The sequence below is a fragment of the Pyramidobacter piscolens W5455 genome, assembly GCF_000177335.1.
GTDB lineage: Bacteria > Synergistota > Synergistia > Synergistales > Dethiosulfovibrionaceae > Pyramidobacter > Pyramidobacter piscolens.
This window is the reverse complement of the sequence record NZ_ADFP01000046.1, coordinates 1-23,817: the sequence shown is the minus strand read 5'-3', so window position 1 is coordinate 23,817 and position 23,817 is coordinate 1. Positions and strand designations below refer to the sequence as shown.

General features: G+C 55.2%; 35 protein-coding genes and 2 tRNA genes. 18 read left to right on the top strand and 19 right to left on the bottom strand.

Going from position 1 to position 23,817, the window contains the following annotated elements; all coding sequences use genetic code 11:
* The first annotated feature begins 45 nt into the window (after window positions 1–45).
* Together HMPREF7215_RS03365 and HMPREF7215_RS03360 are read left to right on the top strand one after the other, a co-directional pair.
* The gene (locus HMPREF7215_RS03365; RefSeq protein ID WP_008520638.1) at window positions 46–225 is read left to right on the top strand and encodes a type II toxin-antitoxin system HicA family toxin; all 180 of its coding nucleotides are present in this window, start codon (window positions 46–48) and stop codon (window positions 223–225) included.
* Between the two features lie 45 nt (window positions 226–270).
* Window positions 271–678, top strand: a complete 408-nt coding sequence (locus tag HMPREF7215_RS03360) for a type II toxin-antitoxin system HicB family antitoxin (RefSeq protein WP_009164240.1) — start codon at window positions 271–273, stop codon at window positions 676–678.
* 154 nt (window positions 679–832) lie between these two features.
* Here HMPREF7215_RS03360 and HMPREF7215_RS03355 read toward each other — a convergent pair whose 3' ends face one another.
* Window positions 833–1,321: an NADAR family protein gene (locus tag HMPREF7215_RS03355; protein WP_009164239.1), complete on the bottom strand. Its 489-nt coding sequence runs from the start codon at window positions 1,319–1,321 to the stop codon at window positions 833–835.
* Window positions 1,322–1,394: 73 nt separating this feature from the next.
* On the opposite strand from HMPREF7215_RS03355, the gene HMPREF7215_RS03350 reads away from it, so the two are divergent.
* Together HMPREF7215_RS03350 and HMPREF7215_RS03345 are read left to right on the top strand one after the other, a co-directional pair.
* Window positions 1,395–1,658 (top strand): type II toxin-antitoxin system RelB/DinJ family antitoxin, encoded by a 264-nt coding sequence (locus HMPREF7215_RS03350; protein WP_009164238.1) that lies wholly within the window; start codon window positions 1,395–1,397, stop codon window positions 1,656–1,658.
* Window positions 1,659–1,931, top strand: a complete 273-nt coding sequence (locus HMPREF7215_RS03345) for a type II toxin-antitoxin system YafQ family toxin (protein WP_009164237.1) — start codon at window positions 1,659–1,661, stop codon at window positions 1,929–1,931.
* Between the two features lie 44 nt (window positions 1,932–1,975).
* Here HMPREF7215_RS03345 and HMPREF7215_RS03340 read toward each other — a convergent pair whose 3' ends face one another.
* The 6 genes from HMPREF7215_RS03340 to HMPREF7215_RS12325 all read right to left on the bottom strand — a co-directional run bounded on the left by HMPREF7215_RS03340 (window position 1,976) and on the right by HMPREF7215_RS12325 (window position 5,854).
* Window positions 1,976–3,307, bottom strand: coding sequence for a DnaB-like helicase N-terminal domain-containing protein (locus tag HMPREF7215_RS03340; protein WP_009164236.1), 1,332 nt, complete (start codon window positions 3,305–3,307; stop codon window positions 1,976–1,978).
* A gap of 6 nt (window positions 3,308–3,313) precedes the next feature.
* The gene (locus tag HMPREF7215_RS03335; RefSeq protein ID WP_009164235.1) at window positions 3,314–4,372 is read right to left on the bottom strand and encodes a helix-turn-helix domain-containing protein; all 1,059 of its coding nucleotides are present in this window, start codon (window positions 4,370–4,372) and stop codon (window positions 3,314–3,316) included.
* 44 nt (window positions 4,373–4,416) lie between these two features.
* Complete coding sequence (locus HMPREF7215_RS03330; protein ID WP_009164234.1) at window positions 4,417–4,776, bottom strand: hypothetical protein; 360 nt, start codon at window positions 4,774–4,776, stop codon at window positions 4,417–4,419.
* A 187-nt stretch (window positions 4,777–4,963) separates the two neighbouring features.
* Window positions 4,964–5,161: a hypothetical protein gene (locus HMPREF7215_RS03325; RefSeq protein WP_009164233.1), complete on the bottom strand. Its 198-nt coding sequence runs from the start codon at window positions 5,159–5,161 to the stop codon at window positions 4,964–4,966.
* A 167-nt stretch (window positions 5,162–5,328) separates the two neighbouring features.
* On the bottom strand, window positions 5,329–5,520 hold the full coding sequence (locus tag HMPREF7215_RS12330; protein WP_009164232.1) for a hypothetical protein: 192 nt from the start codon (window positions 5,518–5,520) through the stop codon (window positions 5,329–5,331).
* Window positions 5,504–5,854 (bottom strand): helix-turn-helix transcriptional regulator, encoded by a 351-nt coding sequence (locus tag HMPREF7215_RS12325; RefSeq protein ID WP_156797413.1) that lies wholly within the window; start codon window positions 5,852–5,854, stop codon window positions 5,504–5,506. Before HMPREF7215_RS12325 ends, HMPREF7215_RS12330 begins: the two co-directional genes overlap by 17 nt.
* Before the next feature lie 69 nt (window positions 5,855–5,923).
* Between HMPREF7215_RS12325 and HMPREF7215_RS03315 the strand changes: the two genes are divergently transcribed.
* Window positions 5,924–6,103, top strand: coding sequence for a hypothetical protein (locus tag HMPREF7215_RS03315; RefSeq protein ID WP_009164230.1), 180 nt, complete (start codon window positions 5,924–5,926; stop codon window positions 6,101–6,103).
* On the top strand, window positions 6,090–6,569 hold the full coding sequence (locus tag HMPREF7215_RS12320) for a hypothetical protein (RefSeq protein WP_009164229.1): 480 nt from the start codon (window positions 6,090–6,092) through the stop codon (window positions 6,567–6,569). Before HMPREF7215_RS03315 ends, HMPREF7215_RS12320 begins: the two co-directional genes overlap by 14 nt.
* Before the next feature lie 183 nt (window positions 6,570–6,752).
* Here the strand turns inward: HMPREF7215_RS12320 and HMPREF7215_RS14030 are convergent, their stop codons facing one another.
* Window positions 6,753–6,950: a helix-turn-helix domain-containing protein gene (locus HMPREF7215_RS14030; RefSeq protein WP_040550331.1), complete on the bottom strand. Its 198-nt coding sequence runs from the start codon at window positions 6,948–6,950 to the stop codon at window positions 6,753–6,755.
* A gap of 66 nt (window positions 6,951–7,016) precedes the next feature.
* Between HMPREF7215_RS14030 and HMPREF7215_RS03300 the strand changes: the two genes are divergently transcribed.
* Complete coding sequence (locus HMPREF7215_RS03300; protein ID WP_009164226.1) at window positions 7,017–7,991, top strand: hypothetical protein; 975 nt, start codon at window positions 7,017–7,019, stop codon at window positions 7,989–7,991.
* A 214-nt stretch (window positions 7,992–8,205) separates the two neighbouring features.
* Here the strand turns inward: HMPREF7215_RS03300 and HMPREF7215_RS14025 are convergent, their stop codons facing one another.
* The 5 genes from HMPREF7215_RS14025 to HMPREF7215_RS12725 form a co-directional block, all read right to left on the bottom strand.
* Entirely contained in the window at window positions 8,206–8,403 is a 198-nt protein-coding gene (locus tag HMPREF7215_RS14025; protein WP_040550330.1) for a helix-turn-helix domain-containing protein, read from the bottom strand.
* Window positions 8,372–8,578 (bottom strand): hypothetical protein, encoded by a 207-nt coding sequence (locus tag HMPREF7215_RS03290; protein ID WP_009164224.1) that lies wholly within the window; start codon window positions 8,576–8,578, stop codon window positions 8,372–8,374. Before HMPREF7215_RS03290 ends, HMPREF7215_RS14025 begins: the two co-directional genes overlap by 32 nt.
* Window positions 8,579–8,779: 201 nt before the next feature.
* Complete coding sequence (locus tag HMPREF7215_RS13510; RefSeq protein WP_198004543.1) at window positions 8,780–8,950, bottom strand: ribbon-helix-helix protein, CopG family; 171 nt, start codon at window positions 8,948–8,950, stop codon at window positions 8,780–8,782.
* 47 nt (window positions 8,951–8,997) lie between these two features.
* The gene (locus tag HMPREF7215_RS13505) at window positions 8,998–9,186 is read right to left on the bottom strand and encodes a hypothetical protein (protein ID WP_009164223.1); all 189 of its coding nucleotides are present in this window, start codon (window positions 9,184–9,186) and stop codon (window positions 8,998–9,000) included.
* Entirely contained in the window at window positions 9,183–9,464 is a 282-nt protein-coding gene (locus HMPREF7215_RS12725; RefSeq protein ID WP_040550329.1) for a helix-turn-helix transcriptional regulator, read from the bottom strand. The genes HMPREF7215_RS13505 and HMPREF7215_RS12725 overlap by 4 nt, the downstream gene beginning before the upstream one ends.
* A gap of 147 nt (window positions 9,465–9,611) precedes the next feature.
* On the opposite strand from HMPREF7215_RS12725, the gene HMPREF7215_RS12720 reads away from it, so the two are divergent.
* The 4 genes from HMPREF7215_RS12720 (at window position 9,612) to HMPREF7215_RS13075 (ending at window position 11,923) form a co-directional block, all read left to right on the top strand.
* A complete protein-coding gene (locus HMPREF7215_RS12720) occupies window positions 9,612–10,091 on the top strand; it encodes a helix-turn-helix domain-containing protein (RefSeq protein WP_083798230.1) in 480 nt (159 codons plus the stop codon).
* 78 nt (window positions 10,092–10,169) lie between these two features.
* Window positions 10,170–11,306, top strand: a complete 1,137-nt coding sequence (locus HMPREF7215_RS12310; RefSeq protein WP_009164221.1) for a DUF4428 domain-containing protein — start codon at window positions 10,170–10,172, stop codon at window positions 11,304–11,306.
* Entirely contained in the window at window positions 11,296–11,424 is a 129-nt protein-coding gene (locus HMPREF7215_RS13895) for a hypothetical protein (RefSeq protein ID WP_009164220.1), read from the top strand. The genes HMPREF7215_RS12310 and HMPREF7215_RS13895 overlap by 11 nt, the downstream gene beginning before the upstream one ends.
* Window positions 11,425–11,497: 73 nt before the next feature.
* Complete coding sequence (locus HMPREF7215_RS13075) at window positions 11,498–11,923, top strand: hypothetical protein (protein ID WP_156797411.1); 426 nt, start codon at window positions 11,498–11,500, stop codon at window positions 11,921–11,923.
* 160 nt (window positions 11,924–12,083) lie between these two features.
* On the opposite strand, the gene HMPREF7215_RS03265 is transcribed toward HMPREF7215_RS13075, so the two are convergent.
* Window positions 12,084–12,389, bottom strand: a complete 306-nt coding sequence (locus tag HMPREF7215_RS03265; RefSeq protein ID WP_009164219.1) for a hypothetical protein — start codon at window positions 12,387–12,389, stop codon at window positions 12,084–12,086.
* A gap of 40 nt (window positions 12,390–12,429) precedes the next feature.
* Between HMPREF7215_RS03265 and HMPREF7215_RS03260 the strand changes: the two genes are divergently transcribed.
* The 4 genes from HMPREF7215_RS03260 (at window position 12,430) to HMPREF7215_RS03245 (ending at window position 17,200) form a co-directional block, all read left to right on the top strand.
* Window positions 12,430–13,368 (top strand): trypsin-like peptidase domain-containing protein, encoded by a 939-nt coding sequence (locus HMPREF7215_RS03260; protein ID WP_009164218.1) that lies wholly within the window; start codon window positions 12,430–12,432, stop codon window positions 13,366–13,368.
* Window positions 13,369–13,543: 175 nt separating this feature from the next.
* Window positions 13,544–14,491 (top strand): BRO family protein, encoded by a 948-nt coding sequence (locus HMPREF7215_RS03255; protein WP_009164217.1) that lies wholly within the window; start codon window positions 13,544–13,546, stop codon window positions 14,489–14,491.
* A gap of 90 nt (window positions 14,492–14,581) precedes the next feature.
* A complete protein-coding gene (locus HMPREF7215_RS03250) occupies window positions 14,582–16,252 on the top strand; it encodes an AAA family ATPase (RefSeq protein ID WP_009164216.1) in 1,671 nt (556 codons plus the stop codon).
* Between the two features lie 51 nt (window positions 16,253–16,303).
* Window positions 16,304–17,200 (top strand): DNA adenine methylase, encoded by an 897-nt coding sequence (locus HMPREF7215_RS03245; RefSeq protein ID WP_009164215.1) that lies wholly within the window; start codon window positions 16,304–16,306, stop codon window positions 17,198–17,200.
* Between the two features lie 37 nt (window positions 17,201–17,237).
* Here the strand turns inward: HMPREF7215_RS03245 and HMPREF7215_RS03240 are convergent, their stop codons facing one another.
* From HMPREF7215_RS03240 to HMPREF7215_RS12305, 4 genes are all read right to left on the bottom strand, one after another.
* Window positions 17,238–18,458 carry a tyrosine-type recombinase/integrase gene (locus HMPREF7215_RS03240; protein ID WP_009164214.1) on the bottom strand — a complete coding sequence of 407 codons (1,221 nt, stop codon included), beginning with the start codon at window positions 18,456–18,458 and terminating at the stop codon, window positions 17,238–17,240.
* Window positions 18,459–18,652: 194 nt separating this feature from the next.
* Window positions 18,653–18,729 (bottom strand) — tRNA-Met (locus HMPREF7215_RS03235).
* Between the two features lie 6 nt (window positions 18,730–18,735).
* Window positions 18,736–18,812 (bottom strand) — tRNA-Met (locus HMPREF7215_RS03230).
* A gap of 76 nt (window positions 18,813–18,888) precedes the next feature.
* Window positions 18,889–19,689 (bottom strand): L,D-transpeptidase, encoded by an 801-nt coding sequence (locus HMPREF7215_RS12305; protein WP_050768863.1) that lies wholly within the window; start codon window positions 19,687–19,689, stop codon window positions 18,889–18,891.
* Window positions 19,690–19,807: 118 nt separating this feature from the next.
* Between HMPREF7215_RS12305 and deoC the strand changes: the two genes are divergently transcribed.
* Entirely contained in the window at window positions 19,808–20,452 is a 645-nt protein-coding gene (gene deoC / locus HMPREF7215_RS03220) for a deoxyribose-phosphate aldolase (protein ID WP_009164211.1), read from the top strand.
* 55 nt (window positions 20,453–20,507) lie between these two features.
* Here deoC and HMPREF7215_RS03215 read toward each other — a convergent pair whose 3' ends face one another.
* Window positions 20,508–21,539 (bottom strand): asparaginase, encoded by a 1,032-nt coding sequence (locus HMPREF7215_RS03215; RefSeq protein WP_009164210.1) that lies wholly within the window; start codon window positions 21,537–21,539, stop codon window positions 20,508–20,510.
* Between the two features lie 443 nt (window positions 21,540–21,982).
* Between HMPREF7215_RS03215 and cls the strand changes: the two genes are divergently transcribed.
* Together cls and HMPREF7215_RS03205 are read left to right on the top strand one after the other, a co-directional pair.
* The gene (gene cls, locus HMPREF7215_RS03210) at window positions 21,983–23,443 is read left to right on the top strand and encodes a cardiolipin synthase (RefSeq protein ID WP_040550326.1); all 1,461 of its coding nucleotides are present in this window, start codon (window positions 21,983–21,985) and stop codon (window positions 23,441–23,443) included.
* 124 nt (window positions 23,444–23,567) lie between these two features.
* Window positions 23,568–23,777 (top strand): DUF1858 domain-containing protein, encoded by a 210-nt coding sequence (locus HMPREF7215_RS03205; protein ID WP_009164208.1) that lies wholly within the window; start codon window positions 23,568–23,570, stop codon window positions 23,775–23,777.
* Window positions 23,778–23,817: the final 40 nt, after the last annotated feature.

The window sequence follows — 23,817 nt, the reverse complement described above, 5'->3', positions numbered from 1 at the left end:
TAATGCGCATTATGCGTATAATAGAGACATAGAGGAGGTGCGCCGATGAAGTTCAAGGAACTGGAAAAGATCCTTTTGGCGGACGGGTGGAGACGAAAGAATTCGAGAGGTTCGCATTTCCATTATGTCCACCCGACCAAACCGGGAAAGGTAACGATTCCCAATCACCCCGGCGACCTCGATCCGAAAACGGCAAAATCAGCGTTGAGACAAGCCGGGCTGTAGACGCCCGGCCACTCTCGACAGTCATAACACAAGGAGGCCATTGCCATGAGACTCACCTATCCTGCCTGCTTCTACCCCTGCGATGAGACCGAAGGCGCCTATACCGTCGTCGTTCCCGACCTGCCCGGCTGCGTTACCCAAGGTAAGGATCTTGCCGACGCCATTTTTATGGCGGAAGACGCCGCGGCCGGCTGGGTGCTCGACGAGCTCGAAGACGGCAAAACCGCTCCCGCTCCCAGCCGTCCGGAAGACGTGAAAGCCGACGAATACGAGAACGGCTTTGTCAGCCTGCTTGCGCTCGACATGGACGCATACGCCGAAAAGTACGGCAAGAAAGCCGTTCGCAAAAACCTGACGATCCCCGCGTGGCTGAACACCTCCGCCGAGGCGCAGGGAGTCAACTTCTCCCAAGTGCTTCAGGAAGCCCTCGAAGCTCGGCTTACCGCCAATTAAACCGCTCCAACGCAAAGAGCCGCCTCTCGACAGGGGCGGCTCTTTGTCGTCGGCAAAATTTCTTCGCAATTTCGCGACATTATCATTATATTCGCTCGAGCGGACACAGCAAGGACATCATCGAGGGCATTATCGCGGCCACGCTCCCTTACAGTCAAAAAAGGTCAAGACCCTGCTGCGCGCCGTAAAGCGCCGAACGGGCGATCTGCAGAGGCACCTGACGGCGCCGCCGACGCAACGTGCGCACGTCCATGCGGCATTTGTCCGCCAGACGTTGTAGCGTCGAATCGTCCTCAATCCGCCATTGCACCGGGCTGTCGACGTAAACGACGTGCAGCCGATAAGCTTCCCAGTCCTGAGGATAAAGTTCCCGCACCTCCCTGCCTGCGGCGGCGATCGCTTTCCAGCCCGCTTTTTCGAGCGGTTCGGTGACCCGCATGACGCGCTCGGCCAAGGACGGAACGGGGCCTTCGCCGCCCCCGCCGGAGCTGCGCCCGTTTTCGACGAACGGCCGCCATGTCGCCGCCGCCACGAGATCGTCGTACGTCGGCGGAGGCGCCTCGCCGACGATAGCCGCCAGGCCCCGCGGACAGCGCGACGCCACGATGTCCAGCGCTCTCGCCAGCCGTTTCACGTCGTCCATACCTTCATCCCCCTTGCGTTTTTTCGCCTTGTTGCTACAATGTAGATACAAATAAATCAAAGGAGGTTTCGTCATGCCTACCGCAGACACTTCGATCCGAGTCCGCCTCGACGGAGAACTCAAAGAGCGCGTTTCCAGCAAGTTCGACCGCATGGGCCTGACTCTTTCCGAGGGCGTGCGCCTGTTTTTGGTGAAATTCGACGAAGAGAACCGCCTCCCCTTCGAGCTGACGGTGCCCAACGCCCGCCTGAAGAAAGCCATGGCCGACCAGGAAGCCGACAAGGGAAACAAAAGCTACGGCAACGCCGACGAGCTTTTCCGCGACCTGGGCTTGTAAATGCTGGAGATCAATACCTCGGCGCAGTTTCGCCGCGACGTGAAACGCATCAAGAAACAAGGGCTGGACACCGCACCGCTGAAGGAGGCCATCGCCCTTCTGGCGGGCGAACTGCCCCTGCCCCGGCAGGCGCGTGACCACTCGCTGGGCGGCAACTGGACCGACTACCGGGAACTGCATCTGGCGCCCGACTGGCTGCTGATTTACCGCATCGACGGCGGCGTCCTCTATCTCACCCAGACGGGGAGTCATTCGTATCTGTTCGGCAAATGACCGGAGCTTCGCGCTTCCGGTCGTTTTTCATGCTCTCCGCCCGGTCAGAAGTCTTTCCTGAACTGCGCTTTTTTCTGCTTCTCGCGGCGCACGCGCTGCGCGTCTCCCGTGAACGACATGGTCGGGCCGTCGTAGCCCAGCGCCCACATCGAGCCTTTTTGCCCGGTGCGGCATTTCGCCACGATGGCGATCAGCTCCGGCGGCGGCGTGACGTTGTTGGCCAGCTGGCAGGCGTTCGGCTCCGGCGGCTCGTCGAGGAACAGCTCGATCAGCGTGTCGCTCACGCGCGCCAGATTGTTGCCGCCCGCCGCCTTGCCCGAAAAGTCGCCCTGCCGCTGGCCGAGCTTGGACTGCTCCGACATCTGCGACAAGACCAGCCACGTCGCCGGAAACTTCGTCTGCCACGCGCGCAGCGCCTCCACGCAGGCGCGCTGACACTCCATCTCGTTCGCGAAGCCGGCCGTCGCCGTCAGAAAATCCCATATCACCAGCCCCGGCGACTGCGCGGCCACCGCGCTCTCCACGTCCTTCAGCTCCATCGGCCCGCCCGACAGGCGGAAACGTCCGCGGTCGATCTGCGCGCGCCGCTGACGGACCTCCCGAAAGCCGTCCGGATCCTCGCGGATCGCCGCGATCATGCGCCGTTCGCTCATGCCCGCCAGCGGCAGCAGACGCCGCAGCGCGATCCGCTCCGGCTTCATGTCGAGCGACAGGTACAGCACGCGCTGTCCGACCTCGCGCAGGTACGTCTCCGCGAACGACAGCGCCAGCGAGGTCTTCATCGTGCCCTCGCCGCCGACCAGCGTGACGATCCCCCCCGGCAGCACGCCGCCGCCGATGCTGCGGTCCAGCCGTTCGACGCCGCTGCGCGCGAACGGCTTGTCGCCCCACGAGCGCACCTCCGCCTCGAAGCGGTCGAGAACGCCGTCCTGGCCGTCGCCGTCGTCCAGCGTCAGGCGCGTGGTGCGGGCAAGATCCGCCCAGGCGCGCTGGAACATGGCCGCCGTGTCCGCGTCCGGCGCGAAGGCGTCCCTGATCAGCCGGCGTCCTGCGGTCACGGCGTCGCGGCGCTGACGCAGCTCGCGCAGCAGACGCGCCTGATTCGGCCACGCGGCCGTACTGGATACGCTGTCCACGAAGCCGGCGAAGTCCGATTGGCTCAGCGCGCCCCGAGCCGTCAGCAGCACGCCGTCCAGCGGCTGCCCGGAACGCAGACGCGCGGACAACGTCTTGAAGACGCCGAAATTCTTGCCGTTGTAAAAATCTTCCGGCGTCAGCAGCGCCGCGATCTTTTCGGCCGCGCTTCGGTCCAGCAGCATCGTGCCGATGACCGCCCGTTCGGCCTCGGCGCTGCACGGCATCTGATCGGGCAGCACGGCCGGCTACCCCGCCAGATCGGCGTCGCGGATGAAGTTCTGCGCCTTGCCCAGGAAGCGCAAGTCTTCCCCCCGCTCGGCGCGCTCGATCAGAGCTTCGATCTGCGGTTCCAGCGCGCGCAATGCCCCGTTGCGCGCCGCGGCGTCGGGCAGCGCGGAAAAACGCCGCCGCCACTCGCGGCGCGCGCCTTCCTTGCCGTCCCGAAGCCCAGGCCACATCGTCCAGAACTCCTCGAACAGCTCGTCGATCCTCGACGCGACGGGCGGCGGAGCTTTTCGGCCCCGCCTCAGCCAAGCGCCGATATAGCGCACGGGGTCGCGGTACCTGCCGCCCTTCTCGCATTGCAGCAGCAGAGCGGCGGGGATCTCCCCCTCCACCCTTTCGCGGCCGTAAGCCTCGATCCAGCGCCGCACGGCCACGCGCAGTTTGCCGGCGTCCGCGCGCGGGAAGTCGGCCTGTATTTTTTGCGTCAGTTCTTCGGCAAGAGCTTCGTCCGGAGAATCCGCGATCATCCGTTGTTCGCCCGGGATCTCCGGCTCGGAAGGCGAAGCCGCTTCCCCCGCTCCCCCCTTTGGGGGGATTAAGGGGGGATTGTAGTTCTCTGAATCTAGTTCATTGAATCTAGTTCTCCGTCCGTTTGACGGACTGGTCGAGTCCGTTAAACGGACTGCATCAGTCCGTATAACGGACTCGGTCCGTGTGGCGGACTCGTCCGATCCGTCGGACGGACCGGCGGCGCGCGGATTGGGAAGCAATTGGTACAGCGTCGTCTTCTTGTATTGATTGTTTACGTATCTGGATTCCCTTCTCAGATACCCCAGATCTTCGAGATGCGCCAGCGACTTGAAGCACGTGGAGCGGACGCAGCGCGCCTTTTTGGCGAGAGTCTCGACGCTCGGCCAGCAGACGAGCGAACCGTCCTCCCGGCGGGCGCCGGCGTACGAGCGCAGCGCCAGATAGACCGTCACGTCGTAGGCGGTCAGACGTTCGTCCTCCAGAACATAATTTTCAATCACGCAGAACGGCTGTGCGAAATCCAGCACTTGGAACGATGTGTTATCCATGATGCGCACCTCTTTTTATATGAAAAACGGATCGCGGCGCAGGCTCAGTTCGCGCCGCAGCGGTGTTTTCGTGTGTTTTTCCCGCAGGCGATGCGCTTGGCGCCGCGAGGCGATTTGTGCCGATGGCGCATCGACTTTTTCAGCTTGGCATTGTGGCGCCGCTGACGCTCGATTTCCCTCTTGGCGGCCTGAAGTTCGCGCTCCGTTTCGACGACCGACTTCGCCACTTTCAGCAACTCGTCGGCCGCGTTCCGGCACCGTTTCCGCTCCGTTTCCAGCAGTCTTTCGTAAAAAGACCTGACCGCCTTGTGCCGGCGGGCTTCCTTCCAATACAGATAAAAAGCGGCGCCGCACGACGAACAGACAACAAGACCAAGAACGGCGCAAATCTCGACGGTATCCATGAAGGCTCCTTTCGTTCTCGAGGGGAACGGACGTGGGCGAAGAAGAACGCGCCCCGCCATTCTCGAGATGTGATATAATCCGAGGCAAGGGCGCAAGTCCTTACCGTTGTTTTCGAGTCGTTTCGGTGCCGGCCGAAGCGGCTCTTTTTTTCGCGCGCATCATCTCAAGCCTCCTTTCGCGGCGGCGTCACACCGCCTGCCAGCGCTCCAGCTTCGCCGTGATCGGAAAAATCCCTTCCACTTCCTCGAGTGTCCAGACGTAAAAGCGATAGATCACCCGCCACACGTCCCCCGGAAACATCAGACACAGCAGCACGGGACACTGCTCCCGCCGCGACCAGGCGACGCGGTACGAAACACCGCTGCGCGGATCCCTAAAAGTCATCGTCCCCGCCTCCGTCCCAACAGGCGATCATGAACAGCAGCGCCGCCGCGAACAGCCCCGCGTACCCAAGCAGCCATTTCACGAGAACCTCCTCGCCAGCCAGCGCCGCAGCCGCTCCAGCGGCGAGAGCCGGCGGCCCCAGCGGGAGTGCGGGCCGTAAACCGCCCTCATGGCTCCGTCACCTGCCGCCAGCGCTCCGGCCGCGCCGCGAAACGCCGCGCTCGCCTCTTCGCAACGCACTGCCGCAGCACGGGCAGAGCGACCTCGTACAGCAGCGACAGCGACAGCCCCACGCCGCCCAGCAGCGCGCATATTTCCATGAAGAACCGGCACCACTGCGCTTCATGAATCGCTTCCATCGAACACCTCTCCCTTCTTTATCCGCTCGATCAGGTCCCGCACCTCGTCCACTGCCCAGCCGCTGCGCCCCGTCGTCACCTTCCTGGGCTTGGGGTACTTCCCCAGCCGCACCTGATCGCGCAGCGTGCTCTTGCCGATGCCCATGATCTCGGCAAACGTCTCTTCCGAGATAAAGCCTTCGGCCGGCAGTTTGCACACCGCCTCGACGTTCCGCACGCGGTCGCTCTTGTGCGACTTCTTCGCCAAACCGTCGAGTATGTAGTCCCCCAGACGCCTGATGTCTCCGTCCGACATCGCCAGTTCGACGTTCATGCCGCTTTCACCTCCCGACACAATCTCATCCGCCGTTGACGGCGTTTTTATTTTTCGCTACAATAAATCAACAAAAAGGAGGAATGCGCTATGTGCTTCAATTCTGATTTGGTTCGCCGCGTCGGCGCCAGAATGGCGGCCGGAAACGCCGCTTCCAGCCCTGTCTCGCCGCATGTGCGTTCCATCGTCGAAAGCAAAACCGATCGCGAAATCGCCGAGGCGCTGACCCGGGCATCGATCAATACAAGGAAGCGTCATGCCGACCACTGAGAGCCAGAATTACAACCGCATCTACGAACTGCTGGTCAGCGGGGAAAACGATCTTGTCGGTCAAATCGCCTATGCAGTCTACAAACAGCAGAAAATCGACAAGATCAAACGCTTTATAGAGAATAACGGGCGCATCCCCGAAAAGTCGGATCTCGCCTCTTTTACCGAAAACGCCGCTTCGGAAAAACAGCTTGGCTTCTACAAAGAGCACGCTCTGTCGATTCTGCGCGAATTCCTCGAATACACGCTCGACGATCAGGTAAACGAGATCGAGGCGCAGAAAAAAGCGGATTACGACAAGCGCATCAACGACATTCTGAACCGGGTCACGCCCAAAGGGTTTATGTACGGGGTCTGGCAGGGCGTTTTCGCCTCGTTCATTTTTTTCGCCGCCGGCATCCTTCTGCTTCTCGCCACGGGAGGCTGGGCTCGCATCGGCAAAGCCCTGATCCAATTAGCTCAGTAAACCGCCGCCCCCCAGGGCGGCTTTTTTCGTGTCTTCCATCACTACGTTCCTTCCGCCTCGACCTCCGTGCCGGGGCTTTTTTCGTCTGCGCCCAGCAGCTTTCGAACCGCCTCCACCACCAGCGAGTTCACGCTCTTGTATTCCCGCTTTATCTTGTCTGCACGAACAAAATGTTCTATACTCTTATGAACGCAACGTCCGCTGCGGGATGCCAAACAAGTCTTCGAGAGCGTCCCAATGCTTGACCTTGCCGTCCCTGCTCCCCGCTTCCAAGTGCTGGTACATGCGAGTGCTCATTCCAAGCTTTTTCGCCACGTCCTCTTGCCGGAGACCGCGTGACAATCGAGCCTTTCTCAGTTCTTCCCTCAAATCTATCCACATCCTTTTCGCTTGAACCGTCCCAAACTCCCGTTTCGCGTCAAATTCCCTTTGAAAGGAGCGTCTGTCTTGATCTCGGAATTCGATCCCCATGAACTGAAAAAACTTGGCGTTTTTCACTCCGAGGCGCTCGCGCAGGCAATCGACACGATGTCAATCGAAGCCCTCAAGCGGCACATGGAGCGTATGCGTCCGTTCCAAGAAATGATGCGTCCGTTCGCTTCACTCGCGGAAAGGAATAATCGTATCCGCGAACTGTTCACGCCCCTGCCTCCCGATTCCGCGCTCTCCTCTCTGGCCAAAATATCTGCCGCAGCGAAAGCCCCTTGGCTTAAAAGTTTGGGTACGCCCATACCTCGCGACTCGCCGTTCTTTCACGGCGCGTTCGCTCCCATACCGGCGCGCTTCCGAAATTGGCTGTCCGTGCCTTTCGGAGAGTCTTCGGAAGAGCAGGAACGCGACATCGACGGCGCGCAGTATTCTATCGATACAGCAATAAAATGTACCGACGCCCAAGTCGGCGCACTGGAAAAAGTACCCAACGTTAATGACGACGCTTACCATGCCAATACCCTACAGGTGATAAGAAGCCTGCGCGCCGTACGTGTCAAACTGAATATTCCCGCCAGTGCATCCGATTCCGAGGCGCTTCTTCCTTACGATGTTGCTATCCAAGTTCGCATTTCTCCCCAACAACTTGCTAATGTCATAAAAAGCTCCACTCAGAAGCTCCTTCTCCAAGCCGGAGACATCATAATGAACCTACGTGAACACGGAATGCAGATGACTTACAACGCCATCACATCTTCCACCTTCGAGAAGCTACAATCTCGTTTTCATCGAATGCTCCCTTTTGTAGCCAGTGAATTTTTCAATCCGCAGGCCTGTCTTGCGCCATTCGCCGATATTTGTGCTGAAGTGGGGAAAATGCAGTTTCCGCCTTCGCTTGTCGGGCTGAATATAATAGTCGGGGTCATTTTGAATGTCATCGGGATTATCAATTTATTTCAAAAACCTTCCAGACAATCGACAATAAAGCAATAACCACATACCGTATGGGCGATCAGAGGTATCCAAACTTCCAACGTCAACCGCAGCTTCAAAAACAACTTCAGGTACTTCAAACTGTCTATAGAAGCAGACACTTCCCACAAATATTGCCCTGGGGGAAAATGAGTTTCTCTATATTGCACGCAGAATGAAAGCAAAAGAAGGTCAATAAGTTCCACCCCCCGAAGAATTGTATTTTTCACCATTCCTACTCCTCCTTCTCCACTCCCAGCAGCTCGTTCGGCGTGCATTTGAGCACTAGGGCCAGCCGTTTAGTTACGGTCGTATTTGGCTCCCGATTACCACGCTCATAACGCGCTAAGGTTTCAGTACTGAGTCCGACACGGTGGGCCAATTCGGCTCGCGATAACCCTCTAAACTGCCTGTAACGCTTCAGTTTTTCCACGTTGTGGAACCTCCTTCCCGACCTCCGTGCCGGGGCTTTTTTCGTCTACGCCCAGCAGCTTCGCGACCGCCTCCACCACCAGCGAGTTCACACTGCGCCGCTCTTGGTAGGCGCGCTCTTTCAGCGCCGCGTAAAGATCGGCCGGCAATCGCGCCTGATAAATCGATACGTTCATTTCATCACCTCGCAATTTCGTAATTGAATTAATCACGTTATACTACAGAATCGTAATTGATTCAAGCACCTATTTCAATCAAGCATACATTACAATCAATTACGAGGTGATAGAGTATGCCGAAATCCACTCGCCAAATACGACTTGACCCCGATGTGGAAGATGCTGTCCAGAAAGTGGCTGACCAGGAATCTCGCTCCTTTAGCAGCGCTTGCAACTGGCTTCTGAAACAGGCGGCAACTCGGTATCTTTCCGAGCGCGGATTAAAGAACGAATAACCGCCCCTCGGCTGCTGCCTTGCCGCCGAACCTCTTTGTCTAACCATTCGAGATCAAACGGTTCAAGACGAATTTGTATCGTTTCCTTCGCCATATCATCACCGCCTCCCCGCCCCGGCCTATGCGCCGGGGCTTTTTTCGTTACGTCAGAGCCGCCTGACAGGTCAGGAAATCCTGCGCGACGCTTACCAGCTCGCGCAGGGCTGCGAGGAAGTCTGCGTTTTCCGGAGCTTCCAAACGGCCGTCGCCGCTTGCATCCTTGATCAGATTGGTGATTTCCCGCGGCTCGTCGGAAAGATCGCGCAACAGCGCCGTCGCTTCCAGAATCAAGCAGAGCGCGTCGAGCTGGGCGCCGATTCGGCCGCCGTCTTCGCCGCGCAGGCACGGCGACCATTCGCCTGCGCGCCCCGAGGGTTTAGCGTAAAAAAGTAATTTTCGCTTTCGCCAAGCGCACGGGCAATGCTCTTCAGATCGTCAACCCTTGGACTTCTTTTTCCCGTCTCGAAGTTGATTATTGTACTCCTAGACATTCCCGCATTTGCCGCCAGATCATTTTGAGAAAGGCCACAAGTAAGCCGTTTATCTTTGATTAGACTGCCGATATTCATGATCTCACCTTCCCTAATTGTTGTTTTTAAACGTGAACTTATCGTGATTTTAGATTAAGAGATTTCATTTGTCAACTCCAAAAGAGTAAAAACTTACTCTTGATTTTCTGTTGACGTTTGTAGACAATACTTAAAAGAGGTGAGACAATGACTATCGGAGAGCAGATAAAGAATTTTAGAGAACAAGCACACTTAAAACAAAAAGATCTTGCGGATCTAACTGGTTATTCGCGAAGCTCTATCATTAACTGGGAGAACGGATATAGAAATCCCACCTTTGATGTGTTGGAGCATATTGCCTCCGTGCTCCATGTTTCGGTGCACACGTTGACGGGAGGAGTGGAGGATCGGAGCAGTATTGCCGTTGTTCCTTCCGAACCGCCCGCGACTGCCTCCGGAAAGGTTTTGGACGCGCTTGTCCGCCGGCTGGCGGAAAAAGATCCCGACATTGTGCTGATGTTCGCGCAGCCGTTTACCGACGCCGAAGTGGAGATTTTGACAGGGGCCTTCCGCGGCGTTGCCGCCATGCGCGCCGAACTGAAAAAAGAAAAAGAACGACGTTCAACCACGCCGATCGCCGACGATCGTCCGCTGGGCGTGGAGAACGGGAAGAATCACGTAAGCTAAGGAGCAAAAAGAGCCTGTCTCAAAACCCGCGTAAAAGCGAGAAAGAGACAGGCTCTAATATAATTAGTGAGGTGTAGCATGGATATAGTTCTTGATGGAGAGTACAAAGGCAAAGACATCACGGTAAAAGGTGAAAAACTTCAAATTGCTACTGGTTTCTTCAAATCAGTCATCCTCAATTCAGACAATCTGAAAAGTTACGAACGTACGGCCCCAGAGAGATTCCTTTTGACAGTGTACTACCAAGACGGCAAGTTTAGCCTTCTTCGCGGCAATGAAAAAACGTACCCGCAGATGCTTAAGATTCTGTCCGACATTCCTGAAAAAACCGTTGATATGGTAACCCCATTGGATCCAGCGTCGCCAATGCTTATCCCCACCAACATCTCAGAACCTTCTTTCCTGCAAGTAATACCAGAGAACCAACGCAAAAACAACGACTGCATTCTTTGCGGAAAAAAGGTTGGTCTTATGACAAGGATAGCTTTAGCCGATGGTTATTTATGCCCAGCTTGTTTAGGGAAAATTATCGAGGGATACGGCAACGAGGTTTCTACCGTCTTGAAAAGCACAAGCATCCTGCAACTTAGAGGTTTTGCCGAGCGCATTCAAAATGAAATGAAAGAAAAGCAACATGAACGAGAAAGCTTTACACCCACCAAAATAGCGAATAAACGTGTTCTTATCGATGAAACAAATAATCTTGTAAAGCTTGCCCCAAAGTTAAGGAATTTCACAAAATACAAAGACGATGATTTCGAAATCTACCGCTTTGATCAAATAGTGAATTACGAGTTAATCGAAGATGGCGGAAACGTCGCCAGTGGCGGCATTGGAAGAGCAATATTGGGAGGGCTTGCATTTGGAGAGAGCGGCGCAATCGTAGGAGCCGCAACTGCAAAAAAGAGCAGTACGTGCAAAGTCCTTCAAATCAGAATTTCGATTGCAGGCGAGCTACGCACCTCTCTCGTCATGGATTTCATGCCGATGGAAACCAAGAAATCCGATCTCATTTATAGAGACGCTTTCAAAGAAGCTCAAAGTACTCTTGCAGCTCTTGACTCAATAACACACAACGTCCTCCCGATAGAAAAAGCGCAGAATGATTCGTTTGATGCTACGGAAGAACTTCGAAAATACAAGTCGCTTCTCGATGACGGCATCATCACGCTAGAAGAATTCGACGCTAAAAAGAAACAACTTCTTGATCTTTGATTCCATCTACGACGACGGCGAACGGCGTCTGTCGCCAAGAGAACAGGAAACCGCCAACTTCGCCGTCCGCGGTGCCATGGTCTGCTCTATCCGTCGCCCTCGCGTCTGGACACTGTGATCTTCCCCCGATGTAAGCCTCGCATAGCATACAAAATTTCACAGATTCCAAATAAATAGAGAAGGAGATATAAATGGGTTCGACCAGTTCTTCTTTACAGCATGTCAAAAATAGTATTTTTTATCATATTCATCATAGAGGATCTCATGACGAGCAGTGGCTTCCAGGCCATGAAATTGAATTTCGCAAAGAACGGATCAATACATACAACAGCTACTACTTAAATTACGACTACCCAATAATGTTTAATGACGCAAGATATACGTTGCCAGAAATCGTAAACGCGCTAAAAAATGGAGCTCCTTTTTTTTACAACGATATACAAAATTTTCTCAAACTACCGCATGAGTTAGCTCAAGTCGCAGACGATCTCATTACCTGCATAAGGGAGGAGATTTTCGAAAATATTCGTCAAAAAGAATTTCCGCAATGTCTCAGCAGAAAAAATTGCCCACGAACGATATTTACACCGAGAGCGATACGGCACCTCCTATTTTGAAGAAAATGCACGGAAGTATTGGCGAGGTATACAAGAGGATGATAGATCGGACGAAGAAATTCTCTTCCTGGGCAAAGCCCAAATTCTTGAAGAGATTCGATGACCTTGACTCACCATGCATAAAAGGCCATTCCTCGCCGCGCGCAAACTGGCCTTTCACTCAAGCCGGCGTGTGCGAGGCGCCGCGGATGCTCAGGATTTGCCCGTTTCTATCGACAGTCAAGACATAGCAATCGGGGTCCGGGACAACGCAAAAGGGTTGCACCGTGGCAGCCTTGTAACGTAGCATAAATTCCATAGGAGTGAAATGCCGTATTTTATCGTTGGAATCAATAACGATCCAGTCGCCGGCTTTTGCCAATTCCACGCCGTGACTGTTGCCGATATAACGGTCTTTGGCAACCCGAAAAGCCCGCACCCTTGCGGGGCGTTCTTCGAAAATTTCCACTTTTTCCAAACCAATCATGGTGATACTCCTTTCGTTTTTTAATTATTGGGAGGTAATTATGGCAGAAATGCGTCTGACAAACCCTGAAATTATGACGTTCAACACCGTGAGAATTGCGTACCTCGATGCTCACTTTCAAGAAAACGGTGGTGGCACCGGATTCTTCTTTCACTACATGCTATCGAAAAACATCGGCATGGAATTCATTGTAACAAACAAGCATGTTTACCAAGCCTCGCAGCGCGGGCGTCTTTATTTTCATCAGAAGATCGGGGAATCCTCCGCTTTGAATATTACTCCGCCTAAATCGTATGATATCGATAACTGGCAATCCTTATGGTTCGGCCATCCTTCCGACGACGTTGATATCGCGATTCTTTCCTGCGTAGATCTGTACGAGCGTGAGAACAAGCGAAGGCCAGACCTCAATATCCAATTCTCCGATATCGTTCATGATATCAACTATTCATTTATCGCTTCCCATCTCTGTTACGAACGGAGTGTGCCTATCAACGTGATCGAGGAGATTTATTTTGCAGGCTATCCGAATCTTCTGTGGGATAAGTACCACGCTATGCCCATTGTAAGACGCGGAATCAACGCCACGCGAATCGACGTTGACTTTCAAAACAAGCCCTGCTTCCTCATCGACGCCTCCGTATTCCCTGGCTCCAGCGGAAGCCCAGTATTTATCCTCAACGAGGGATTTTATCATAACGGAAACGCCACAGTCCTAGGCGGCTCCCGTTGCGTCTTTCTTGGCGTTCTTTCCTCGGTATATCAATACCAGCAACCATGGGATCTGATTACTGTGCCTGTTGCGCAGGGAGAAAATGTAATTCCAATGTTCAATGAAAAGATGGATCTTGGGTATGTAATCAAGGCACAGACCGTCATTGAAACGATCGAAACTTGGTGTAAATATAATAGCATAAATCTTATCGAGCTTAAAGAGCAAGCCCGTAGAATAGAAGCAGAAAGCCTCCTCCACACGTAATTTTCTCGAAAAACGTCGCAAGACACTCCCGGCAGAACATCTGAACCTGGGCATATTTTCAAGGCAAGAACAGTTATCGAAACAATCGAAGCATGGAAAAAGTCCACCGAAAAGTAATCGATGCGATGTCATTCCGGCCGCCCAAAGCCGCGGTCGCTGTAAAGGAGGAAGATGAATGCCGGAAAAAGAAAACGGCATCGAACTGTTCGAGAACCGCAAGATACGCTCCGTCTGGGACGAAGAAAGGGAAGAATGGTACTTCTCCGTTGTGGACGTGGTCGGAGCCCTGACCGACAGCGCCAATCCCACGGATTATCTGAAAAAGATGAGAAAAAGAGACGCGGAGCTTGCCGCGTACCTGGGGACAAATTGTCCCCAGGTAGAAATGCTGACGGCGACCGGGAAAAAGCGCAAAACGCTGGCGGGCAACACAGAACAGATCCTGCGCCTGATCCAGTCGATCCCATCGCCCAAGGCCGAGCCGTTCAAGCTCTGGCTCGCTCAGGTCGGCAGAGAGCGCATCGAAGAGACGATCGACCCCGAACAGGCGATCGACCGCGCCCTCGAGACCTATCTGAAAAAGGGATATTCCGAGGACTGGGTGCATCAGCGCATCATGTCGATCCGGATCCGCAACGAGCTGACCGACGAATGGAAGAAGCGGGGCGTCAAGAAAGGTCCGGAGTACGCCATTCTCACGGACGAAATCACCAAGAGCTGGGCAGGCATGAGCACTCGGCAGTATAAAAATCTCAAGAATCTGAAGAAAGAAAATCTCCGCGACAACATGACGAACACGGAGCTTGTCCTGACGATGCTGGCCGAGTCTTCCACCACGGACATTTCGCGGGAAGAAAAACCGCGGGGCTTCGCCGAAAGCCAAAAGATCGCCCGCCGGGGCGGTCATGTCGCCAAAGTAGCCCGCCAGGCGCTTGAAGCGGAAACGGGGAAGCCGGTCACGACGCCGCAGAACGCCGTCGATTTCCGCCGCTTGCTGACGGACGTCATCGAAGACGTCAGCTCCCGGGCCGGCAGTGCGGAAGATGATAATCAAAAGGTCGAACGCCGAACGCGTTCGGAAGCGAAAAAAGCTCAAAAGGAGATTCTGCCGCCGCAGGAGTAATCACGGTTCACACTGACACAGGAGCAACTGGCGGTTCTCTATCACACGGGCAGGTCAAACAGTTGAAAATATGAGAACGGAGGCGAGCAAGTGCCAACTTCACTTCATAAGCTCCATATCAAAAAATTTAGGATTTTTGAAGACAAGACCTTCCATTTTGGTAAATACGTCACGGCGATTGCGGGGCAAAATGGAGTGGGAAAATCAAATATTCTCGGACTTGTTGCCAACTGCATTCAGTACAAGAAGAAAGGTCAACGTAAAGAATCTTTTTTTTCGCCTAAACAATTTCGTGCAGAATTCCATGAGCTTTTTAAAGGGAGCGCTGAACATGATCGGAGCGGCTCAGGATTGATGCGGTTCACATTTAGCGATGGCGATACAAGGGAATGCAGAATTACCTGGCAAAAAATCCACAGCAAAGACGCTTCCCAAGAGAATATTCAAGGTGACGCTAGTCCCGATACAAAAGATGATCAACAGAAGCGTTTTCGCATCATCCCATACCGGGATATCCCTGGAGCCAGGCGAACTCATACCAAGAAAGAAATGGCGCCAATTTATCTTGGCCTATCGCGTCTATACCCTGTGGGAGAATCTTCTCATTGCTCTGCCGTAGGGTTACAGCATGAAAATCCTGAAGCGACACAATGGATTGTTGATCAAGCGTTGCAAATTCTATCTGTCCCTATTGGTACGAACAGTTCCGTTGAGATGGACAGCGTTAAAATATCAGATGTAAAACGAAAAACGGGAGTTGGTTTTAAAGCGGATACCTATGATGCGCTCGCAAACTCCGCGGGACAGGACAATATCGGTCAAATCCTCTTGGCAATCTGGAAAATCAAAGCGCTGAAGGAAGATTTGGGGGATGATTTTCCTGGAGCCATTTTATTGATAGATGAATTTGACGCAACGCTACATCCAGCATCGCAGCGGAAACTCCTTGATCTGCTGATCCGCGAAGCCAAAAAGGCAGAGTTTCAAACTGTCTTCACGACTCACAGTTTATATCTTCTCAATCTCCTTTCAGGGAGAGTTGAGCATAATGCAAAGGGTTCAGAGGATGTCAATGATATTGAAATTAACTATCTGACGACAGCCAACGGATCTTTGGAGTGCTTGCGTAATCCTGCATTTTCGGTTATCGGAAACGATCTCAAGGAACAATTAGCTAAATACCCACAAAGAATAAAAATCTATACCGAAGATAATGAAGCACGCTGGTTTTTACGTCATCTCTTAGAAAAACTCACTCTTTCTGAAAGGGTTCAAATTCTAGACGACGTCGAAATGAGTTGTACTTATGCTGAAAAGCTTCTGAAAGCCGACAGAACATATTTTCAAAATGTACTCTTTATCCTCGACGGAGACGCTGGGCGCGAATCAAAAGTCAGGATTGATAATTTTGTGTACCTCCCTGGCACAGTTCGCCCAGAGTCAGTATTCATGGACTTCTTGTGCGACGCAGACCAGGCGGCTGAATTCTGTTCACAAACTGGGGCTTTTGAATCTGGATACACCGTGCGGAACTTCGCTAGTAAAAGACATGAGATCACGTTAAAGTCACAAAATAGCGATAAAAAGGAAAGAGATTTTTACAAAGAATGGTTTGAAGAAAATATTCAAAGCTTTAACGAACTCAATCTCTTCGAATACTGGTGTAAAGCAAACTCATCACTTGTCGATGACTTTCGAAAGAAATTTAAAGACGCGTTTAACCACATCGCCAAGCGTTTACGCATAAAATTTATTAGTTGACACTTGGCCACCTTTATAGTTTAATTTCTACAGATGAAGGAGGTGGCAAGGATGCCGTTCTATACTCCATTGCGCTACCCCGGAGGTAAAAGAAAACTCGCTCAGTTCCTTGAGCTTCTTATCAAAGCCAATAAACTTGAAGGGTGCACTTACGTTGAACCTTACGCCGGTGGCGCAGGGCTAGCATTGCACCTTCTCTTCAATCAACTGGCCAATAAGATCATCATCAACGACATCGACAAATCCGTTTTCGCCTTCTGGTATTCCGTACTGCGCTATCCTGACGAGTTGTGCCGGATGATTCATGACACTCCAGTGACTATGGATGTCTGGTATGCACAGAAAGCCGTTCATCTCGACGCAGATAAGTTTTCTCTTTTGGAACTCGGCTTCTCCACCTTTTTTCTGAACCGGACAAACCGTTCCGGAATTTTAAGCGCCGGTGTGATCGGCGGCAAAGCACAGAACGGCCGCTGGAAATTGGACGCTCGCTTTAAGAAAGACGAGTTGATTGCGCGCATTCAGGCAATCGCTGAGCGCGGCAACCAAATAGAGCTTTATGAAGATGATGCGATTCAGCTTTTGGAACGAATGGAGCCCAGGCTTCGCAAGCACCCTGCTCTTTTCTACCTCGACCCCCCCTACTACCATAAAGGATCGATGTTATATCAGAATTTCTACGAGCCAGAAGATCACGAGAACGTTGCCCGCAGAGTAGAAAAACTCAGTTCCCCGTGGCTGGTATCCTATGACAACGCCCAACCAATCAATGCTCTGTACTCTCAGTACCGCTCAATGACCTATTCTTTAAATTACACTGCCCACCGAAAGGTCATGGGAGATGAGTTTATGGCCTTTTCAGATCATCTGCAGCTCCCTGAGAATTTACTGAGCGGAACAATGAAAATATCTCCAATGCACAACATACAGTTCAAAGAATCGGCATAAAGAGGCCCCCTCGCCATCGCAGCGAAGGGGCTTTACGTTATTTCACAAATTCGACATCTTCTAAATCCACGCGCCCCTCTTTAACGGCGTCCAGATAGTCGGCCCACCACTGCATCATCCGACGACGCAGCGGCAACAGCTTGCTTTTGTCGTACGTCGCCTCGGTCTTGTCGCGCTTGAGATGCGACAGCTGACGCTCGATGGCCTCGTGGTCCCAGTGATGCTCGTGCAGCAGCGTGCTGGCCATATGGCGGAACCCGTGTAAGTCGATCAGCGGCGGCGTGTCGGGCGCGGGCACGTGCGCGACCAGCCATTTCAGCGCGACCTCCATGGCCGAAATCCCCATATACGGCGAGCCACTCGGCGTGTTCCGCGTCGAAGGAAAGATCGGCTTGTCCTCGAACGGCTGCCCCTTCCAGCGAATCTGCGCGATGCGGCGCATGGCGTCCAAAATCTCCAGCGCCTGGCGCGAAAGAGGCACGATCTGGATGCGTTTTTTCTTGGCGTGCACGACGGGAATGTGCCATTCGTCCTCGTGAATCTCCGCCCAGGTGGCCCTGCGAAGCTCCGATCTTCTCACGAAGGTATAACTGACCATCCTAAGGGCGTACCGCACGATCTGACGCGGATAGCAGTCGATCGCCAGCAAAAGCCGGCGCACCTCGCGCGGGTCGAACGCGGATTTGAAGTTCCGCACCTCCCATTCGGGGAGGGAACGGCTCAGATCGGCGGCGATGTTGAGAGCGACTTCCCCCTTATCGGCGGCCGCGTCGAGAATCGACCGCGCCAGCGCCCCCGTGCGCCGCGCCGTGTCGATCAGCCCGCGCTCGATGGGGTGCTGCAGAACCTCCAGCAGTTCGGGCCGCGATATGTCCGCCACCGGCCTGTTGGCCAAATACGGCAGCAGATACATCTCGATACGACGCTTGATGATCTTGTAATGGTCGGGAGATACCGCCTTCTCTTTCTTCTTCAGCCAGCGCGCGAAGACGTCGCCGAAAGTCACCGTCTTGTTGCGAATCGACACGCCGGTGCGCGCCTTCATCTTGCGGTCGTCGCGCTCGCGCCGCGCTTCCTGCAGCGACATGACGGGATACTCGCCGATGACGACCTTGCGCTCCCTGCCGCCAACGAACGAACGGATCAACCATTTCTTTTTTCCCTTCGTGCTGATCCTCAGATACAGCCCGTCGCCGTCGAAAAGCATGTAGTCTTTTTCCTTCGCCGCAGCTTTGGCAATCGCCGTGTTCGTCAACATGTGCGTCACCTCGGATTTTTGGTACGGTTTCGGCCGCGAAAAAATCGTCCACGGATTTTTGGTACGGAAACAGGTACGCTTTTTTCTTGGATTCCCCCGTTTTCCGTCGGCCTTCCTCGGTGACAGTATAACAAAAAAACCAGCCGTTGGGCTGGTTTTCGTTATCCATCGGCTTGTACCGATAGCTATCTTTCTGGTGGCGGTAACTAGATTCGAACTAGTGACACTGCGGGTATGAACCGCATGCTCTAGCCAACTGAGCTATACCGCCTTAAATTGGTTGCGGGGAGAGGATTCGAACCTCTGACCTTCGGGTTATGAGCCCGACGAGCTACCGGACTGCTCCACCCCGCGACATGCGCCGTTTCGTGGCGACATCGGGTATATTAACAGACTCCCGGGAAAAATGCAAGCGTTTTCAGGCGGGAATTTATTTCTTCTTCCCGCTCTTCAGACTGTTTTTTTCCTTCGCGCCCTTTTCGGACGCGCCTTTCGCGCCTTTCGCGTCTTCCTTGTCCCCAGCGGCGTTGGAAGCGATGACGACTTTCATCCCTTTCGCGACCAGCGGCTTGAGTTTTTGCAGGTCCTCGTTTCTCATACGGATACAGCCTTCGCTGGCCAGCGTGCCGATCGAGTCGGGATCGTGCGTGCCGTGGATGCCGATCCCCTTCCAGCCGGTCTTGAGGCGGATAAACCACGGACCGTAGGCGTTTTTGATGACGCCTTTGCCGTCTTTGAAATCATGGGTCCAGCTGCTGGCGTCCTGAATCTGTTGCACGGAGAAGTTGCCCTCGGGCGTGCGCATGTCGCCGGCTTTCGCTTTGTTGCCTGTCACCTTGCCCAAGGCGACACCCCATGAGTCGATCACTTTGTTGCCCTCGGCAAGGTACAGCCTGAAACCGGCCTTGTCGATGTAGATCCAGCGTCCTTTTTCGCCGCTGCGGGCGATGGCGGCCGGGGCGGGGGCGTCCGCATGGCGGGGCGGCTCGACGTCGTCCCTGACGCCTTTATTGGCTCCGACGTTTTTCGCGACGACGGCGGCATCCACTTTTTCGCTGTGAAGTTCCGGGCCGACGATGGCCGGTTTAAACGCACTGCCGACGATCTGCGGCTTGGGAGGTTCTTCCGTGCCACCGCGCAGTTCCCACGCGCCGAGAGAAACCAGTCCTACAAAAAACGCGACCGCCAGACCGGACAGGACGAGAAAATTTCCTTTCGCTCTTCCGTACATCATCATACCTCCTTCTGTCTTTCGCTCTCTTTATTTTACACAACGGGGCTTTTTTATGCCATAATGAATGCGTTGATTCGTCATTTTCCTCAAGATTTTTCTTGCCGGAGGTTTTTTCATGAACGAGCTCGCATCGTACATCGACCATACGCTTTTGAAGCCGGAAGCCACGGAATCGCAGATCCGCGCGCTCTGCGCCGAAGCGCGGCAGTGGCGCTTCGCCTCGGTCTGCGTCAATCCCCGCTGGGCAGCGACGGCGGCCGAGGAACTGCGCGGCAGCCGCGTCAAAGTCTGCACGGTGATCGGATTCCCGCTCGGCGCCTCGGTCAGCGCCGTCAAAGAGTTCGAAGCCCGCCGGGCCGTAGCGGACGGCGCCGACGAACTTGACATGGTCGTCTCCGTCGGCGATCTCAAAGCCGGCCGCGACGAGTACGTGCGTTCGGACATCGCCGCGGTCGTCAGAGGCGCGCAGGGGCGTACCGTCAAAGTCATCATCGAAGCCTGCCTGCTCACCGACGAGGAAAAGGCCCGCGCCTGCCGTCTGGCCGCCGCGGCGGGAGCGGATTTCGTCAAAACTTCGACGGGATTTTCCAAAGGCGGCGCGACCGTTCACGACGTGGCGCTGATGCGCGCCGTCGTCGGGCCTGACGTCGGCGTCAAAGCCGCCGGCGGCATCCATACGCGCGCAGAGGCGGAAGAAATGATCGCCGCCGGGGCGACGCGGATCGGAGCTTCGGCCGGCGCGGCGATCTGCCGGAAATAAAAGTTCTCCGGCGCATAATGAAAAGCGGACAGCCATAAAAGCTGTCCGCTTTTCATTATGCCCGGCATTCCCGCAGATAGCGGTTCAGCGCCTTTTCCGGCGCGTCAAAAGACGCCGCCAACGCGTAGCAGCACAGGCTGTGCACAAACTCGACGGAACGGTCCGTCTGGTTCCAAACGCGAAACCCCGCCTTCGCCAGACGGGCCATGCCGACGCGGTCGTAACCGTCGGGATGTTTGACGCCGCCCTCGGCCTGGCTGCACGCGACGACGTACGGTTTCGTTCCATGACGCTGTTCGATGCCGTCCAGCACCGACGGGATCATGTTGCCGGCCCCGTAGCCAAGCAGGCACAGGAAGCGCTCGCCGCCCTGCCAGGCAAAGCGCGCTCCCGGCTGGGCGAAAAACCAGCGGATATGGGCGCAGCGCTCGCGCAACTCGTCAGGATCGAGGTCAAGCATCTTCCGCACTTCTTCCGGCAGCTGCGCCGCCGCAGCGGAACGCCCGCCGGCTTCAGTCGAATCGAGGGCCCAGTCGGGATTGAAGAACAGCGGCTGGCCGTTAACGGCGTTAAAAGCGTCGGGATGCATGGCGTGCGTTTTGTGAGCGCGGTCGCCGGGGATCAGCTTCCAGTTGAAATAGACCCAGACGCCGCGCAGATCGGAGCAGCAGGCCATGGCCGCGCCGCGCAGGTTCGAGGTGACGTCTTCCGGCATGTAATCGAGCGTCAGCTGGCTGCCCGTCAGCACGACCGGAATGGGCAGGCTGCCAAAGCACAGACTCATCCACGCGGCCGTGTTCGCCATGGTGTCCGTGCCGTGAAGGATCAGCACGCCCGAAAGCCCTCGCTCCAGCTCTGCGGCAACGCAGCGCGAGATCTCCAGCCAATGCCCCGGATCCATCTCAGAACTGTCGATGCCGGGACTCCCAAGCGGCTCTCGAAAGAGCGCCTCCACGCCGCGTTCGGCAAAAAGCTCGGCAAGAGAATCTTTCAGACGCCGCGACGCGCCCGAAACCGGGGCCTTGCCCCGCCCGTCGAAACCGCTGGCGATCGTGCCGCCCGTAAAGACCACCAAAAGCCGTCCCATGGATCATTCTCCTTCGCCATCATGAATTTTACGTCGAAAATCAGCCAGCCGCCGCCTCTATTCTAACCGAAGAACGCCAAAATAAAAGCGCCGCGGCGAATTTTTTCTTCCGCCGCGGCACTCGCCTACTCTCCTCCGCAAATGATCGAACAAGCCTTATGGCCGTTACTTTTTACTCCCCGCTCGCTTTAAAGTCAAGAGCGCTGAAGCCGTCATGGAGAAGAGCTTTCCCGGGACTCGTTCCAGTTTTCAATACGCCTCTTCCCCGTCCTGACACAGCGCAAAGATCACAAAGTTTTGGGAAAGGCGGCGTCGGAACGTTTCTTTGCTTCGTCAAGCGTTTTATTCTATTTCATTCTCATCGTCAATTAAAAAGCTCAACCGTTTGTGTTATGATGAATGCGTTTTCCTCATATCGCTCTTTACATAAAGGACTGATTTTGATGACGTGGGGTCAGGGGCTCAGCATTTTCTTCCTCACCGGGTTGGACATCGTATCGTTCGTCATCCGCCTCTCCGCGCTGGTGATCATCCCCCAGCGGCACAATCCTTCCACGGCCACGGCGTGGCTGCTGGTAATTCTGCTCTGGCCGTGGCCGGGCATCGTCGCCTACTCCATCCTCGGCACCAACGTGCTGCCGTCGCGCCGCACGGAGCGGCACAACGCCATGCTTTCGCATTTTCATGACATCCGCGCGCGCATGATGCATTCCGAACTGCCGGGCGCCATCTCGCCGCGACTGCCGCCGTCGCTGCAGGCCACCGCCAATCTGGCTCAAAATCTGGGATATCTGAGCGCCGTTCAGGGCAACGCGGTGCAGTACGTCACCGAAGCCGGCGACTTTATCGACACGCTGGTCGACGAGATCGACGCCGCCGTCAACGAGATCGATCTGCTTTACTATATTTTCGCCGACGATTCGCAGGGACGCAAGGTGATCACCGCCTGCCGCCGAGCCGCCCGGCGCGGCGTCACCGTGCGGCTGCTCCTCGATTCCGTGGGCTCGCGCGAATTCCTGCGCAGTTCTTTGAGAAAAGACACCCAGCGCGACGGCGTTCGGGTGGAGGAAGCGCTTCCCGTGCGCATTTACCGCGCCAAAGCCGCCCGCTTCGACCTGCGCAACCACCGCAAGCTCGCCGTCTTCGACAGCCGCGTCGCCGTCACCGGCTCGCACAACGTCACCGAGCCCAGCTACGGGCGCTTCGGCAAGCTGATCTGGAAAGACGTCAGCCTGCGTTTCCGCGGCCCGGTCGTGCGTCAGCTGGAAAGCGTCTTCATCGAGGACTGGTACGTCGAGACCGGCGAGCGCCTCGACACCGCGCACCTGTTTTCCGCCAACGACGATTTCTCGGGGCCGTCGTGCCTGCAGACGGTGCCGAGCGGGCCTTCGTACCAGACCGAAAACTATCAGCGGCTCATCATCGCGTCCATCATCGGCGCTCAGGAACAGGTGACGATCACCACGCCTTACCTGATCCCCGACGAGGGCATGCTTCAGGCCATCGAAGTCGCCCGCCTGCGCGGCGTCAAAGTCAGACTGGTGACGCCGGCCCGGTCGGACCAGATCATCGCCGGTTACGCCTCGCGTGCGTATTACGAGGACTTTCTCCGCCTCGGCGTCGAAGTGTACCTCTACAACAAGGGGCTGCTCCACGCCAAAACCGTCACCGTAGACGACAACCTCGGCTTCGTCGGGTCGAGCAACTTCGACATCCGCTCGTTCTCGCTCAATTTCGAGATCAACATGATCCTCTACGGCGTGCAGGAAAATTTCGGCATCCACCGCGTGCAGGGACTTTACATCTGCGATTCCCACCGCCTCACGCAGGACGAATGGGGAAAACGCGGCCACGTTTCCATGGCGCTCGAGTCCGTGACCAAGCTGCTCAGCCCACTGCTGTGACCGGCGAGGAACCGGGCATCCATACATAAGTATTATAATCAGAAATAACTGTACATTTGCGATTCCTTCGGATATAATCTGACCGAACTCAATCTGCTGTTTAACGAAAAGGAAGTGCATCGATATGATCACCAAGGATATGCTGATCGCCGACATCGTCGACAAGTATCCGCAGGTCGTCCAGCCCCTGATGCTGTCCGGCATGGGCTGCATCGGCTGCGCGATCTCCCACGCCGAAAGCCTCGAAGAGGGCGCCATGGCCCACGGCATCGACCCGGACGATCTCGTCAGCGGCCTGAACGACGTTCTCAAGGCCAACGGCATCGAAGACTGATCACGGACAACCACACAAAAAAGCGCTTGGAGCACAGGCT